The sequence below is a fragment of the Streptomyces sp. ACA25 genome, from assembly GCF_028200735.1.
Classification (GTDB): Bacteria; Actinomycetota; Actinomycetes; order Streptomycetales; family Streptomycetaceae; genus Streptomyces.
This window is the reverse complement of sequence record NZ_JAQKPV010000003.1, coordinates 297,138-310,331: the sequence shown is the minus strand read 5'-3', so window position 1 is coordinate 310,331 and position 13,194 is coordinate 297,138. Positions and strand designations below refer to the sequence as shown.

The following is a 13,194-nucleotide window of genomic DNA, read 5'->3' as shown; positions in this document are numbered from 1 at the left end:
CTGCCGCCTTCCCGGGGTGCCGGATCCTCTGCCGCCGGCGATCTTCGCATCCGACGTTAGCAGGGCAGCGGTGCCCGGCGGACGTACGGCACCGGACGGTTCCCCCACGCCGTAGGCTTGGCGCCGTGCTACTGCTCGCTCTGGACACCGCCACTCCCGCCGTCACTGTGGCACTGCACGACGGGACGCGGGTTCTCGCCGTCTTCGACCAGGTGGACGCCCGCCGGCACGGAGAGCTTCTGCTGCCCGGCGTGGACCGGGTGCTCGCCGAGGCCGGACACACTCCGGCCGACCTGACGGCCGTGGCCGTGGGCACCGGCCCCGGCCCCTACACCGGGCTGCGGGTCGGGCTCGCGACCGCGGAGGCGTTCGGGGCGGCGCTGGACATCCCGGTGCACGGGGTGTGCACCCTGGACGCGATCGCCCGTGCCACCGGCCGCACCGAGCCGTTCGTGGTGGCGACCGACGCCCGCCGCAAGGAGGTCTACTGGGCCCGCTACGAGGACTGCCGGACCCGGGCCGGTGACCCCGCGGTCGACCGTCCCGACGAGATCGCGGCCCGGGTCGCCGGGGTGCCCGCAGTCGGTGCGGGTGCCCGGCTCTACGCCGAGACCTTCGACGGGCTGCTGCCCGACGCCCCGGAGCACGTCCAAGCGGCCTCGCTGGCCTCGCTCGCCGTCGAACAGCTCGCGGCCGGCCTGGTCCCCGGCCCGCCCCGGCCGCTGTACCTGCGCCGTCCGGATGCCCGGGTGCCGGCGAACTACAAGGTGGTCACCCCGCGGTGACCACGGTGGTGCTGCGCGGGATGCGCTGGTGGGACATCGAGCCGGTCCTGGCCCTGGAACGGCTGCTGTTCCCGGAGGACGCCTGGTCGGCCGGGATGTTCTGGTCCGAGCTGGCGCACGCCCGGGGGCCCGGCCGTACCCGGCACTTCGTGGTCGCCGAGCGGGCAGGCGCGGAGGCCGGGCGGGCAGACCCCACCGGTACCGACGGGCCGGCGGAGCCCGGCGGGAGCCCGCTCGCCGGATACGCCGGGCTGGCCGTCGCGGGGGACGCCGCCGATGTGCAGACCCTCGCGGTCGCCCCGGAGCACGAGGGCACCGGGCTCGGGACCCGGCTGCTCACCGAGCTGCTCTCCGCAGCCACCGGCTTCGGGAGCCGCGAGGTCTTCCTGGAGGTGCGGGTGGACAACGCGCGGGCGCAGCGGCTCTACACCCGCTTCGGTTTCGAGCCGGTGGGCGTCCGCCGCGGCTACTACCAGCCGGGCAACCACGACGCCCTGGTGATGCGCCGTGACCACACCCGCCCGGCGTCCGCCGGCCCGGCATCCGCACAGGAGACGGAGAATCATGGCTGACGAACCCCTCGTGCTGGGCATCGAGACGTCCTGCGACGAGACCGGCGTGGGCATTGTCCGCGGCCGCACGCTGCTCGCCGACGCCATCGCGTCCAGCGTGGACACCCATGCCCGGTACGGCGGTGTGGTTCCGGAGATCGCCAGCCGGGCGCACCTGGAGGCGATGGTCCCCACTCTCACCAGGGCGCTCCGGGAAGCCCGGGTGGCCCCCGGTGACCTCGACGGCATCGCGGTCACGGCCGGCCCCGGCCTGTCCGGGGCGCTGCTCGTCGGTGTCGCCGCCGCCAAGGCGTACGCCTACGCCCTGGGCAAGCCGCTGTACGGCGTCAACCACCTGGCCTCGCACATCTGCGTGGACCAGCTGGAGCACGGCCGGCTGCCGGAGCCGACGATGGCGCTGCTGGTCTCCGGCGGGCACTCCTCGTTGCTGCTCACCACGGACATCACCTCCGATGTGCGCCCGCTGGGGGCGACCATCGACGACGCGGCGGGGGAGGCGTTCGACAAGATCGCCCGCGTGCTGCAGCTGGGCTTTCCCGGCGGACCGGTCATCGACGCGTACGCGCGCGAGGGTGACCCGAACGCCATCCGTTTCCCGCGCGGCCTCACCGGGCCGCGGGACGCCCCCTACGACTTCTCCTTCTCCGGGCTGAAGACGGCGGTCGCCCGCTGGATCGAGGCCCGTCGGGCCGCGGGCGAGGAGGTCCCGGTCGCCGATGTGGCCGCTTCCTTCCAGGAGGCGGTCACCGATGTGCTGACCCGCAAGGCCGTCCGGGCCTGCCGGGACGAGGGCGTGGACCACCTGATGATCGGGGGCGGCGTGGCCGCCAACACCCGGCTCCGGGCGATGGCCCAGGAGCGCTGCGAGGCGGCCGGCATCACCCTGCGGGTGCCCCGGCCGAAGCTGTGCACCGACAACGGGGCGATGGTCGCGGCCCTGGGCGCGGAGATGGTGGCCCGGGGCCGGCCCGCCTCCGGGCTGGATCTGCCGGCCGACTCCTCGCTCCCGGTGACCCGGCCGCATGTGCCGGCCGGCCCGGAGCACGGGGGCCGGGAGCAGCCGGCGGGGTTCCGGACCGGCACCGCGCACGATCATGTGCATGAGCTGAGCCGCCGGAACCTGTACGGAGAGAAGGGCGGCACGCCGTGACGGTCGCACTGATGTGGGAGGCCCGCGCGGTGCCGGGGCAGGGTGCGCGGCTGCTGGACTGGGCCCGGAGCCTGCCGCTGGACCCCGAGCCGCCGCGCCGCGAGGCGTACACCGCGCCCGGTGACCGGGTGCTGGTCATCACCTGGTGGGACGCGGACTTCGGCGCGGAGCTGCCCGAGCTGCCCGATCCGGACCCCGCTCTGGTCGCCCGTCCGGTGCACCGCTGGCGGTTCACGCAGGTGTGATCAGCCGTCCGCCGGCGCCGGGTGCCCCAGCAGCATGGCCGGGCTGCCGGCGATGCGGGTGAGGAAGACCGTGGCCGAATTCGGCCCGCTGGGCCGGAGTTTGCGGCGCAGTTCCTCGGGGGTCATGGCGAAGCCGCGCTTCTTGATGGTGACGGTGCCGGTCTCCCGCTCCCTCAGGAGGGCGCGGAGCCGCTTCAGCCCGAAGGGCAGCGCGTCGGTGATCTCGTAGGCGGTGGCGTAGGGGGTGGACCGCAGCTCGTCCGCCGTCAGGTAGGCGATCGTCGGGTCGAGCAGCCGGGCGTCCAGCTGCTGCGCCACGTCGGCGACCAGGTGGGCCCGGATGACGGCGCCGTCCGGCTCGTACAGCCAGCGGCCGACGGGTCCGGCGGGCGGGTCGGGAAGTCCGGCTCCGGCGAGCGAGTGGCCGCCGGGCAGGAGGGTGGCGCGGCGCAGCCCGGCGGCGCCGGTGCCGAACCACAGGACCGCCTCCTTGACGTCCCCGGCGTCGGAGATCCATTCGGCCTCGGCCTCCTCCGGGATCGCCTCGTGGGGTATCCCGGGAGCGATCTTGACGGCGCCGTGCGACATTCGGTCGGCGACGTCGACGGCCCAGGACAGCGGCGGTGAGTAGGCCTCCGGGTCGAAGACGCGGCCCCGGCCGCCCCGGCGGGCGGGGTCGATGAACACCGCGTCGTGGCCGGAGAGGTCGGTGTCGCCGACCTCCGCACAGCGCACCTCGATGAGGTCGGCCAGGCCGAAGGCTGCGGCGTTGGCCTCGGCGACCGCACAGGTCAGCGGGGAGCGGTCGACCGCGAGGACGGCGATACCGGCTTCGGCGAGGGCGAGGGCGTCCCCGCCGATGCCGCAGCACAGGTCCGCGATCCGCCCGACGCCCAGCTTGGCGAAGCGGCGGGCGCGCCGGTCGGCCACCGAGCGGCGGGTGGCCTGCTCGACCCCGTCCGGCGTGAAGTACATCCGGGCGGCGCGGGAGCCGAACTTCGCCGCGGCCCGCTGCCGGAGCCGGGCCTGGCCGAGGGCGGCGGACACCAGCTCGGCCGGGTGGTCCCGGCGCAGCCGGGTGGCCAGCGTCAGCTCCTGGGCGGGATCGTGCTCCCGCAGTTCGGAGAGCAGCTGCCGGCCGGGCTCGGTCAGCAGGGTGCGGAAGGTCTCGACGGAGGAGTGCGATGCGGCCACCCGGGTCATTCTCCCAGCTTCCGCGGAACGGCGTGCCGGGCGGGCCGGGGGGAGGGTGGCACCATCCCACACCATGAAGATCATCAGACAAGTACGACAAGTAAGACAAGCGAGGTGTGAACGGCAGGGACGGCAGGGTTGGCGCAGGCCTGCCCGCCAGGAGGCGGGGGGAGGGCGCACCTCTCGGCGCCCCGTCGTGCTGACCGGCGTGGCCGCCCTGGCGCTGGCCGGCGCGACCGTGGTGGCCGGTCCTTCGGTGCTGACGGGGCAGGGCGGTTCCGAGGGTCCGGCCGGGACCGCGGACCGTCCCGGCTCCGGACGGGTGCCCGCCGCCGGCGCGGCTCCCCCGGGAGGGCCGGAGCCCGGCCCGGCTCCCGGCAGCCCGCCCCGCGCGCGGACCCTGTCGGCCGCGGCGGCGGTCGAGGCGTACGCCGACCGGCTGGAGCGGGCCGAGCTGCGCCGGGCCGCCGCGCTCTCGCGCTGGGGCGTGCGCCGGATGCCCCCGCCCCCGCCCCCACCCCCGAGGGAGAAGCCGGTGCTGACGACCGAGCCGGGCCACCTCCGGGGCGAAGGGCTGCCGCCGGTCATCAGCCGCGTCCCCACCGAGGACCGGGTGGTCTTCCTCACCATCGACGACGGGGCCGAGAAGGACCCCGACCTGCTGGCCATGACGCGGGAGCTGGGGATCCCCTACAGCAGCTTTCTCGCGGACTACGTCGTGCGCGACGACTACGACTACTTCCGGCGGATGCGCGACGACGGAGTGGCCCTGCACAACCACACCGTGCACCACCGCGAGATGACCAGGCTCGGCCACGCCGCACAGCGCGACGAGATCTGCGGCCAGCAGGACATCATGGAGCGGGAGTTCGGTGCGCGGCCCGAACTGTTCCGGCCGCCGTACGGGGCGTACGACCAGCACACGCTGCGCGCGGCAGCCGAGTGCGGGGTGCGGGCGGTGCCGCTCTGGGCGGCGGAGGCGTTCGCGGACCGCATGGAGTGGAGCCGCGCCGACCGGGTCCTGCATCCGGGGGACATCATCCTCACGCACTTCCGCGGCGAGGACCGGTGGGACGGAACGATGCCCGACATGGTGCGACTGGTGCTGGAGACCGCGGCGGCCCAGGGGTTCGCCCTCGCCCGGCTGGAGGACTACATCTGAGACACCGTGGTCCCGGGGCGCGTCGCCGGCACGGCTTTGCTGGCACTCTGGTTGACTGAGTGCTAACAGCGGCATAGTCTCTGTGTTGGCACTCTCCCTATGAGAGTGCCAACAGCGACAGGCGGATCCGGCTCCCGCGACGACGGATCCACCATGCCGCGCCCAGACAGTGAAACCCCGTGAGATCTCCGAAGGGGGAGGTCGCATCGTGACGACCGCCAGCAAGGTTGCCATCAAGCCGCTCGAGGACCGCATTGTGGTCCAGCCGCTCGACGCCGAGCAGACCACGGCCTCGGGCCTGGTCATTCCGGACACGGCCAAGGAGAAGCCCCAGGAGGGGACTGTCCTGGCTGTGGGCCCGGGCCGCTTCGAGGACGGCAAGCGTCTTCCGCTCGACGTCAAGGTCGGCGACGTCGTGCTCTACAGCAAGTACGGCGGCACCGAGGTGAAGTACAACAGCGAGGAGTACCTCGTTCTCTCGGCCCGCGACGTGCTCGCGATCATCGAGAAGTAAGTCACCACAGCTTTCTGATCCGCGCCCCGAACCCGTCTGCATCAGCTGGGGGCGGGGCGCGGTTCCATTGCGGTTAAGGAATACGAGGGACACGCAAAGCCATGGCGAAGATCCTGAAGTTCGACGAGGACGCCCGTCGCGCCCTTGAGCGCGGCGTCAACCAGCTTGCCGACGCCGTCAAGGTGACCATCGGCCCCAAGGGCCGCAACGTGGTCATCGACAAGAAGTTCGGTGCCCCGACCATCACCAACGACGGTGTCACCATCGCCCGTGAGGTCGAGGCCGAGGACCCGTACGAGAACCTGGGCACCCAGCTGGTGAAGGAGGTGGCCACCAAGACCAACGACATCGCCGGTGACGGCACCACCACGGCCACCGTCCTGGCCCAGGCCCTGGTCCGCGAAGGACTGCGCAACGTGGCCGCCGGCGCGTCCCCGTCCGCGCTGAAGAAGGGCATCGACGCAGCCGTCCAGGCCATCTCCGAGGACCTGCTCGCCAGCGCGCGGCCGATCGACTCCAAGGAGGACATCGCCGCTGTCGCCGGGCTGTCCGCCCAGGACAAGCAGGTCGGTGAGCTCATCGCGCAGGCGATGGACAAGGTCGGCAAGGACGGTGTGATCACCGTCGAGGAGTCCCAGACCTTCGGCCTGGAGCTGGACTTCACCGAGGGCATGGCCTTCGACAAGGGCTACCTGTCGCCTTACATGGTCACCGACCAGGAGCGCATGGAGGCCGTCCTCGACGACCCCTACATCCTGATCAACCAGGGCAAGATCTCCTCCATCTCGGACCTGCTGCCGCTGCTGGAGAAGATCATGCAGAGCGGTGGCTCCCGGCCGCTGCTGATCATCGCCGAGGACGTGGAGGGCGACGCCCTGTCCACCCTCGTCGTCAACAAGATCCGCGGCACCTTCCAGGCCGTGGCCGTCAAGGCCCCCGGATTCGGCGACCGCCGCAAGGCGATGCTGGGTGACATGGCCACCCTCACCGGTGCCACCGTCATCTCCGAGGAGGTCGGGCTCAAGCTGGAGCAGGCCGGTACGGACGTGCTCGGCAGCGCCCGCCGCGTCACCGTCACCAAGGACGACACCACGATCGTGGACGGCGCGGGCAACTCCGCGGACGTCACCGGCCGCGTCGCGCAGATCCGGGCCGAGATCGAGAACACCGACTCGGACTGGGACCGCGAGAAGCTGCAGGAGCGGCTCGCCAAGCTGGCCGGCGGCGTGTGCGTCATCCGCGTCGGTGCCGCCACCGAGGTGGAGCTGAAGGAGAAGAAGCACCGCCTGGAGGACGCCATCTCCGCGACCCGCGCCGCGGTCGAGGAGGGCATCGTGCCCGGTGGCGGTGCCTCGCTGGTGCACGCCGCGAAGGTGCTCGAGGGCGGCCTCGGCCGCGAGGGCGACGAGGCCACCGGCGTCGCCGTCGTGCGCCGCGCTGTCGTCGAGCCGCTGCGCTGGATCGCCGAGAACGCCGGCCAGGAGGGGTACGTCATCACCTCCAAGGTCGCCGAGCTGGCCAAGGGTGAGGGCTACAACGCCGCCACCGGCGAGTACGGCGACCTGATCGCGGCCGGCGTCATCGACCCGGTCAAGGTCACCCGCTCCGCCCTGGAGAACGCCGCCTCCATCGCCTCCCTGCTGCTCACCACCGAGACTCTGGTGGTCGAGAAGAAGGAAGAGGAGCCCGAGGGCGCCGGCCACGGGCACGGCCACAGCCACTGAGGCCGCCCGGACCCGCACGCGTCGCGCGACGGGCCCCCCGAGACTGCTCCGGCGGTCCCGGGGGGCCCGTCGCGTTCCGGGTCAGCGCCCCGGCAGCTCCACCACGCCGAGTTGCCGCAGCATGCCCAGCAGGTCCCAGTTCCACCAGCTCTCCGCGATCCTGCCCTCCTCGAAGCGGAAGGTGGTGTGCCCGGTCACTGTCAGTTCCCGGTCGGTGGGCTCGAGATCCTCGAAGGTGCCGGTGTGGCGGCCGTGGGAGGTCCACCGGGTCGTCACCAGGTCCCCCTCGGCGATCTGGCTCTCCACCGTGAACTCGGGCCGGAAGGCGTCCAGGTACCGTGCCGCGTCGGCGATGGCCTCCTGCAGTCCGAGGGTCTCCACCCCGTTCGCGGGGTCGTGCTCCTGGTAGCCGGCCGTGCACAGCTCTTCGGCGGCCTCGTACTCCCGTCTGTTCATCACGCGCGTGATGAAACGTTCCGCCATCGCCTTGTGCAGCTGTTCGTCCCGGACGACGTCCAGGTCCGTGAACGTCGGCGGCTCCTCGCACAGCTCGACCATCTCCTGGAAGATCCGGTCGGTCTCCGGGAGGGCGGAGTTCCGCATCGCCTCCTCGTAGGAGGGGAACTCCACGATCTCGACCACGTGCTGCGCGTCGGCGCGATCCTGGGCGACGATCGAGTGGGTGGCGGTGCGTTTCCCGTGGGTCCGCTCCACCCAGCGGTCCATTAGCCTGCTCATGTCATCGACCCGGTCTGTTCTGAGGTCGATGACTTGCATGAAGGTCATGACATCCTCCTCACGGAGGTATGGGGTCATTTGTCCCAATTCTAGACCCGCAGGTGCTCCGTGGGTACGGCCGGAACCCTGCCGCTAGCCGTTCTCGCGGCGGGGGCCGTACTTGCGGCCGGCCCGGGTGGACAGGCCGCCCAGTGCTCCCCGCGGGACCAGCTTGGTCGCCCCGAGCAGGGCCTTGTACCGCGGGTCCGGGACCGAGAGGTTCTTGCCGCGCCCGAAATCCTTGAGTGCGGCGTCCACCACGCGGTCCGCGTCCAGCCACATCCAGTCCGGGATGCTGCCGGTACCCATGCCGGCCCGCTCGTGGAACTCGGTGCGCACGAAGCCGGGGCACAGCGCCATCAGGCGGACTCCGGTGCCTGCCAGGTCACGCGCCGCCCCCTGGCTGAACTGCACCACCCAGGACTTCGAGGCGCCGTACGTCCCCCGTGGGACGAAGGCCGCGACCGAGGCCACATTGATCACGCCGCCCCGGCCGCGTTCGCGCATCGGGCCCGCCGCCGCCGAGGTCAGCCGCAGCACGGCCTCGCAGTGCACCTTCAGCATGCGCAGTTCATCGGCCATGGGGACGTCGAGGTAGCTCCCCTTGAGCCCGAAGCCCGCGTTGTTGATCAGCAGGTCGATGGGGTGGGTGGGGTCGGTCAGCCGTTCCTCGACCGAGGCGATGCCCTCGTCCGTCGACAGGTCGGCGGCCAGCAGGGCGGCCTCGATTCCGTGCTGGTCGTGCAGTTCGGCAGCCTGCCGTTCGAGTCGCGCCCGGTCCCGGGCGACCAGCACCACGTTGTGACCGTCCCGCGCCAGCCGGCGCGCGAATGCCGCGCCGATGCCCGCCGTCGCGCCGGTGATCAATGCAGTCGTCATGCGATGAAGGTAGCGGGCCGCTGCCCCCGGCCGACAGGGAGGGAGGCGTGGCGTGACCGCAGGAGCGGAACGGAGGGCTGTCCGGTCAGCTCACCGGGTGCCCTGCCGCGTCTGCGGCGCGGGCTCCCGGGAGGAGGAGTGTCCGGTCGAGGTGCGTACCAGGCCGCGCCGGGCCCGGCCCATGAGTTCTTCGCGTTCGTCCTCCGTGAGGCCGCCCCAGACCCCGTAGGGTTCGCGGACCGCCAGAGCGTGGGCCGCGCACTCGGCGCGGACCGGGCAGCGCATGCACACCTCCTTTGCCGAGGCCTCGCGGGTGGTGCGGGCGGCGCCGCGCTCCCCTTCCGGGTGGAAGAACAGGGAGCTGTCCACTCCGCGGCAGGCGGCCAGCAGCTGCCAGTCCCAGAGGTCGGCGTTGGGGCCCGGGAGCCGGGAGAAATCTGCCATGAGTGTCCCCTCGAGTTACGTGCTGTGCCGCCGTCACGGAGCGGCCTCGGCGCATCCACGGCTGAAGTAGATGTAAATATGACTACCAGCCGAATATAGTCAAAGATGCCCCGAAATGAGAAAGAGGGTCCGAATTGCGTAAATTGCGGGACCGGCGTGTCGGGTGGTGACTGGCCGTCGTGTGATCGGGTCCTCACGTAGAGTGTCGAAGGCGTCGGGTGGGGGTCGTGGGGTACCCCGGATCCGCCCGTCTGCACGTCGGAGGCCAGTCGAAGGTCAACGGAGAAGCCGTAACTCTTTCGGGTGACCGTCGTTGAGATGACGAGGCGGTTGACGGAGACCATCGCGCGGACGGATGTCCGGGTGCGTCGGCCGTACCGGTGACGACTCAGAACAGCCTGGAGGCTCAAGGTGATGCTCATCAGCTGCGGAGGGCGGCCATGACTTCCGTTCTCGTCTGCGACGACTCCCCGCTCGCCCGGGAAGCGCTCCGCCGCGCGGTTGCGACCGTGCCCGGCGTCGAGCGAGTGACGACGGCGGCCAACGGTGAGGAGGTGCTCCGCCGCTGGGGGGCCGACCGTTCGGACCTCATCCTGATGGACGTCCGGATGCCCGGCCTCGGAGGCGTGGAGACCGTCCGCCGCCTGCTGTCGGCCGACCCCGGGGCGCGGATCATCATGCTCACGGTGGCCGAGGACCTGGACGGCGTGGCCCTCGCGGTGGCAGCCGGGGCCCGGGGATATCTGCACAAGGACGCCTCACGCGCCGAGCTGCGGGCCACCGTGACCCAGGCGCTGGCCGACCCGACGTGGCGGCTCGCCCCCCGGAGGCTGCGGTCCTCCGACATGGGTGCCGCCCCCACGCTCACCGCCCGGGAGATCCAGGTACTGGAGGGCATGAGCCACGGCCGGTCCAACGCCGAGATCGGGAGGGAGCTCTTCCTCTCCGAGGACACGGTCAAGACACACGCCCGCCGGCTGTTCAAGAAGCTCGGCGCATCGGACCGGGCACATGCCGTGGCGCTGGGCTTCCGCTGGGGCCTGGTGCGCTGAACTCCCTTACCGGGCCGGGCCGGACGGGGTGGCGCAGAACTCCTGAGCCACCCCGGCCGGTGAGCGTGAGCCGGAATACTCCCCGGTGCCGCATCCTTGAAGCATGACGCTGCTCCGGCACGAGCCGGCCACATGTGAGGGGAGGGCGCGGGACATGGCACCCAGCACGCCGGTGGAGGCTGAATCCAGGCGGTGGTCAACACCAGGTGATCCGTCCGCCAGGAAGGCGGCGGAGCCGCCCGGTAACAAGTCGGTGCACAACTCCACCCGCGGTGGACCGGACCGATCCGCGGGAGTGCACCATGGAGCGATGCGCGACGAAGAGGCAGTGGCGATCCGCGCCCTCGTCCAGCGTGCGGCCCAAGGGGATGCCCAGGCCACTCACGACCTGCTCGCTCACGTGCACCCGCTCGCCCTGCGCTACTGCCGCACCCGGCTCAGCCGGCTGCCCGGCGACGCGCGGCACTTCGTCGACGACCTGGCTCAGGAAGTCTGCCTCGCCGTGCTCTGCGGGCTGCCCCGGTACCGCGACACCGGCAAGCCGTTCGACGCGTTCGTCGTCGCCATCGCCCAGCACAAGATCGCGGACCTCCAGCGGGCAGCCATGCGGCACCCGGGAAGCACCGCGGTGCCCTCGGACGAGATGCCGGAGCGGCCGGACAACTCCCTCGGGCCCGAGGAACAGGCGCTGCTGAGCAGTGACGCCGAGTGGGCCCGGACGTTGCTGGACAACCTCCCGGACAATCTGCGCCGGCTGGTCCTGCTGCGGGTCGCCGTCGGCCTGACGGCGGAGGAGACCGGGCGGAAGCTCGGCATGTCCCCGGGGGCCGTCCGGGTGGCGCAGCACCGGGCGCTGAGCCGGCTGCGGGACCTGGCGAGCCGCTGACCGCCGCGGGCCCGGTCCGCCGTGCCGCTGCGGTGGACCGGCTGTTCCCGGGCCGCCCGGCAGTGGATTGCCGGCCGGTCCGCCGCGGACCGGAAGACCGGTTCGCTCATCTAGCATGGAGGCCAGGGCCGGGCAAGAGTGCAGGAAGGGTGTCATGACGCTTTACGCCGATGGAGTACCGGAGAAGTTCGCCACGCTCGGGCTCACCTACGACGATGTGCTGCTGCTTCCCGGCGCCGCGGACCTGGCTCCCGGGGATATCGACACCGGCTCCGCGATCTCCCGGAATGTGCGGGTGAACGTCCCCCTGCTGTCCGCCGCGATGGACAAGGTCACCGAGGCGCGGATGGCCATCGCCATGGCCCGGCAGGGCGGCGCCGGTGTGCTGCACCGCAACCTGTCCATCGAGGACCAGGCCGCGCAGGTGGACCGGGTCAAGCGCTCCGAGTCCGGCATGGTCACGGACCCGATCACGGTCCGCCCCGACGCCGAGCTCCGGGAGGCGGACGAGATCTGCGGCCGGTTCCGGATCAGCGGCGTCCCGGTCACCGACGCCGGGGGCAAGCTCCTGGGCATCGTGACCAACCGGGACATGGCCTTCGAGACGGACCGCGGCCGCCAGGTCCGCGAGATCATGACACCGATGCCGCTGGTGACCGGCCAGGTCGGCATCTCCCCCGAGGAGGCCGTCGGGCTGCTGCGCCGGCACAAGATCGAGAAGCTGCCGCTCGTCGACCGGCAGGGCAAGCTCAAGGGCCTGATCACCGTCAAGGACTTCGTCAAGGCGGAGCAGTACCCGAGGGCTGCCAAGGATGCCGACGGCCGGCTGATCGTGGGCGCGGCGGTCGGAGTGGCGGGGGACGCCTACGAGCGTGCCGAGGCCCTCATCGAGGCGGGCGTGGACTTCGTCGTGGTGGACACCGCGCACGGCCACTCCAAACTGGTGCCCGAAATGGCTGCCAAGATCAAGTCCAACTACTCGGTGGACGTGGTGGCGGGGAACGTCGCCACCAGGGACGGTGCCCAGTCACTGGTCGACGCCGGGGTGGACGGCATCAAGGTGGGCGTGGGGCCCGGCTCCATCTGCACCACGCGGGTGGTCGCCGGCATCGGGGTGCCGCAGATCACCGCGATCTACGAGGCCGCCCTGGCGGCCCGGGCCGCCGGCGTCCCGGTCATCGGTGACGGGGGTCTGCAGTACAGCGGTGACATCGCCAAGGCCCTGGTGGCCGGAGCGGACACGGTCATGCTGGGCAGCCTGCTCGCCGGCTGCGAGGAGTCCCCGGGCGAGTTGATGTTCATCAACGGCAAGCAGTTCAAGTCCTACCGGGGGATGGGCTCGATCGGGGCGATGCAGACCCGGGGAGAGTCCCGGTCGTACTCCAAGGACCGCTACTTCCAGGACACCGTCAGCGACGACGAGAAGCTGGTCCCCGAGGGCATCGAGGGCCAGGTCCCCTACCGTGGCCCCCTGGCCTCGGTGGTGCACCAGCTCGTGGGCGGGCTCCACCAGTCGATGTACTACCTCGGCGGCCGGACCATTCCGGAGATCAAGGAGCGCGGCAGGTTCGTGCGGATCACCGCGGCCGGTCTCAAGGAGAGCCACCCGCACGACATCCAGATGACGACCGAGGCCCCCAACTACTCGCGGCGGTGACACACGGGGCGGGGCGAGCGGGGGACGGTGCCGCGGCACTGAGATGATGTGCGCTGACCTGAGTACCGACAGTCTCCGGCGTCCCGCTTCCCGGTGTCCCGCTCCCCGGCAGTTCTGCCCGCGCGGTCGTCGGCCCGGCGTCCCGCGCCGACT

The 13,194-nt window shown here is 71.8% G+C and carries 14 protein-coding genes; 10 read left to right on the top strand and 4 right to left on the bottom strand.

The window, feature by feature from the left end; translation table 11 throughout:
• Window positions 1-125: 125 nt before the first annotated feature.
• Genes tsaB through PJ985_RS07540 form a run of 4 tightly spaced genes read left to right on the top strand, consistent with a single transcriptional unit; the run spans window position 126 to window position 2,752 of the window.
• Entirely contained in the window at window positions 126-785 is a 660-nt protein-coding gene (gene tsaB / locus PJ985_RS07555) for a tRNA (adenosine(37)-N6)-threonylcarbamoyltransferase complex dimerization subunit type 1 TsaB (protein ID WP_271682798.1), read from the top strand.
• 20 nt (window positions 786-805) lie between these two features.
• Window positions 806-1,357, top strand: coding sequence for a ribosomal protein S18-alanine N-acetyltransferase (gene rimI / locus PJ985_RS07550; RefSeq protein ID WP_271682896.1), 552 nt, complete (start codon window positions 806-808; stop codon window positions 1,355-1,357).
• Window positions 1,350-2,507, top strand: coding sequence for a tRNA (adenosine(37)-N6)-threonylcarbamoyltransferase complex transferase subunit TsaD (gene tsaD / locus PJ985_RS07545; RefSeq protein WP_271682797.1), 1,158 nt, complete (start codon window positions 1,350-1,352; stop codon window positions 2,505-2,507). Before rimI ends, tsaD begins: the two co-directional genes overlap by 8 nt.
• Window positions 2,504-2,752 carry a hypothetical protein gene (locus PJ985_RS07540; RefSeq protein ID WP_271682796.1) on the top strand — a complete coding sequence of 83 codons (249 nt, stop codon included), beginning with the start codon at window positions 2,504-2,506 and terminating at the stop codon, window positions 2,750-2,752. The genes tsaD and PJ985_RS07540 overlap by 4 nt, the downstream gene beginning before the upstream one ends.
• On the opposite strand, the gene PJ985_RS07535 is transcribed toward PJ985_RS07540, so the two are convergent.
• The gene (locus tag PJ985_RS07535) at window positions 2,753-3,955 is read right to left on the bottom strand and encodes a class I SAM-dependent methyltransferase (protein ID WP_271682795.1); all 1,203 of its coding nucleotides are present in this window, start codon (window positions 3,953-3,955) and stop codon (window positions 2,753-2,755) included. It abuts the gene before it with no gap.
• Window positions 3,956-4,142: 187 nt separating this feature from the next.
• Between PJ985_RS07535 and PJ985_RS07530 the strand changes: the two genes are divergently transcribed.
• From PJ985_RS07530 to groL, 3 genes are all read left to right on the top strand, one after another.
• On the top strand, window positions 4,143-5,108 hold the full coding sequence (locus tag PJ985_RS07530; protein ID WP_271682794.1) for a polysaccharide deacetylase family protein: 966 nt from the start codon (window positions 4,143-4,145) through the stop codon (window positions 5,106-5,108).
• A gap of 205 nt (window positions 5,109-5,313) precedes the next feature.
• Window positions 5,314-5,622, top strand: a complete 309-nt coding sequence (groES, locus tag PJ985_RS07525) for a co-chaperone GroES (protein ID WP_271682895.1) — start codon at window positions 5,314-5,316, stop codon at window positions 5,620-5,622.
• Between the two features lie 101 nt (window positions 5,623-5,723).
• Window positions 5,724-7,346, top strand: a complete 1,623-nt coding sequence (gene groL / locus PJ985_RS07520) for a chaperonin GroEL (RefSeq protein ID WP_271682793.1) — start codon at window positions 5,724-5,726, stop codon at window positions 7,344-7,346.
• An 81-nt stretch (window positions 7,347-7,427) separates the two neighbouring features.
• Here groL and PJ985_RS07515 read toward each other — a convergent pair whose 3' ends face one another.
• The 3 genes from PJ985_RS07515 to PJ985_RS07505 all read right to left on the bottom strand — a co-directional run bounded on the left by PJ985_RS07515 (window position 7,428) and on the right by PJ985_RS07505 (window position 9,446).
• Entirely contained in the window at window positions 7,428-8,132 is a 705-nt protein-coding gene (locus PJ985_RS07515) for an ester cyclase (protein WP_271682792.1), read from the bottom strand.
• A gap of 84 nt (window positions 8,133-8,216) precedes the next feature.
• Window positions 8,217-9,002: an SDR family NAD(P)-dependent oxidoreductase gene (locus PJ985_RS07510; RefSeq protein ID WP_271682791.1), complete on the bottom strand. Its 786-nt coding sequence runs from the start codon at window positions 9,000-9,002 to the stop codon at window positions 8,217-8,219.
• Between the two features lie 90 nt (window positions 9,003-9,092).
• Entirely contained in the window at window positions 9,093-9,446 is a 354-nt protein-coding gene (locus tag PJ985_RS07505) for a WhiB family transcriptional regulator (protein WP_271682790.1), read from the bottom strand.
• A gap of 440 nt (window positions 9,447-9,886) precedes the next feature.
• On the opposite strand from PJ985_RS07505, the gene PJ985_RS07500 reads away from it, so the two are divergent.
• From PJ985_RS07500 to guaB, 3 genes are all read left to right on the top strand, one after another.
• Window positions 9,887-10,498 (top strand): response regulator transcription factor, encoded by a 612-nt coding sequence (locus tag PJ985_RS07500; RefSeq protein ID WP_019431595.1) that lies wholly within the window; start codon window positions 9,887-9,889, stop codon window positions 10,496-10,498.
• 310 nt (window positions 10,499-10,808) lie between these two features.
• Window positions 10,809-11,384 (top strand): RNA polymerase sigma factor ShbA, encoded by a 576-nt coding sequence (gene shbA / locus PJ985_RS07495; RefSeq protein ID WP_271682789.1) that lies wholly within the window; start codon window positions 10,809-10,811, stop codon window positions 11,382-11,384.
• A 154-nt stretch (window positions 11,385-11,538) separates the two neighbouring features.
• A complete protein-coding gene (gene guaB / locus PJ985_RS07490; protein ID WP_271682788.1) occupies window positions 11,539-13,041 on the top strand; it encodes an IMP dehydrogenase in 1,503 nt (500 codons plus the stop codon).
• The last annotated feature ends 153 nt before the right edge of the window (window positions 13,042-13,194 follow it).

Bases quoted from the DNA above. Each gene is read 5' to 3' on its own strand.
- groL (WP_271682793.1), top strand. From the start codon at position 5,724: ATGGCGAAGATCCTGAAGTTCGACGAGGACGCCCGTCGCGCCCTTGAG.
- guaB (WP_271682788.1), top strand. From the start codon at position 11,539: ATGACGCTTTACGCCGATGGAGTACCGGAGAAGTTCGCCACGCTCGGG.
- PJ985_RS07535 (WP_271682795.1), bottom strand. From the start codon at position 3,955: ATGACCCGGGTGGCCGCATCGCACTCCTCCGTCGAGACCTTCCGCACC.
- PJ985_RS07510 (WP_271682791.1), bottom strand. From the start codon at position 9,002: ATGACGACTGCATTGATCACCGGCGCGACGGCGGGCATCGGCGCGGCA.
- PJ985_RS07500 (WP_019431595.1), top strand. From the start codon at position 9,887: ATGACTTCCGTTCTCGTCTGCGACGACTCCCCGCTCGCCCGGGAAGCG.
- PJ985_RS07505 (WP_271682790.1), bottom strand. From the start codon at position 9,446: ATGGCAGATTTCTCCCGGCTCCCGGGCCCCAACGCCGACCTCTGGGAC.
- shbA (WP_271682789.1), top strand. From the start codon at position 10,809: ATGCGCGACGAAGAGGCAGTGGCGATCCGCGCCCTCGTCCAGCGTGCG.
- tsaD (WP_271682797.1), top strand. From the start codon at position 1,350: ATGGCTGACGAACCCCTCGTGCTGGGCATCGAGACGTCCTGCGACGAG.
- PJ985_RS07515 (WP_271682792.1), bottom strand. From the start codon at position 8,132: ATGACCTTCATGCAAGTCATCGACCTCAGAACAGACCGGGTCGATGAC.
- rimI (WP_271682896.1), top strand. From the start codon at position 806: ATGCGCTGGTGGGACATCGAGCCGGTCCTGGCCCTGGAACGGCTGCTG.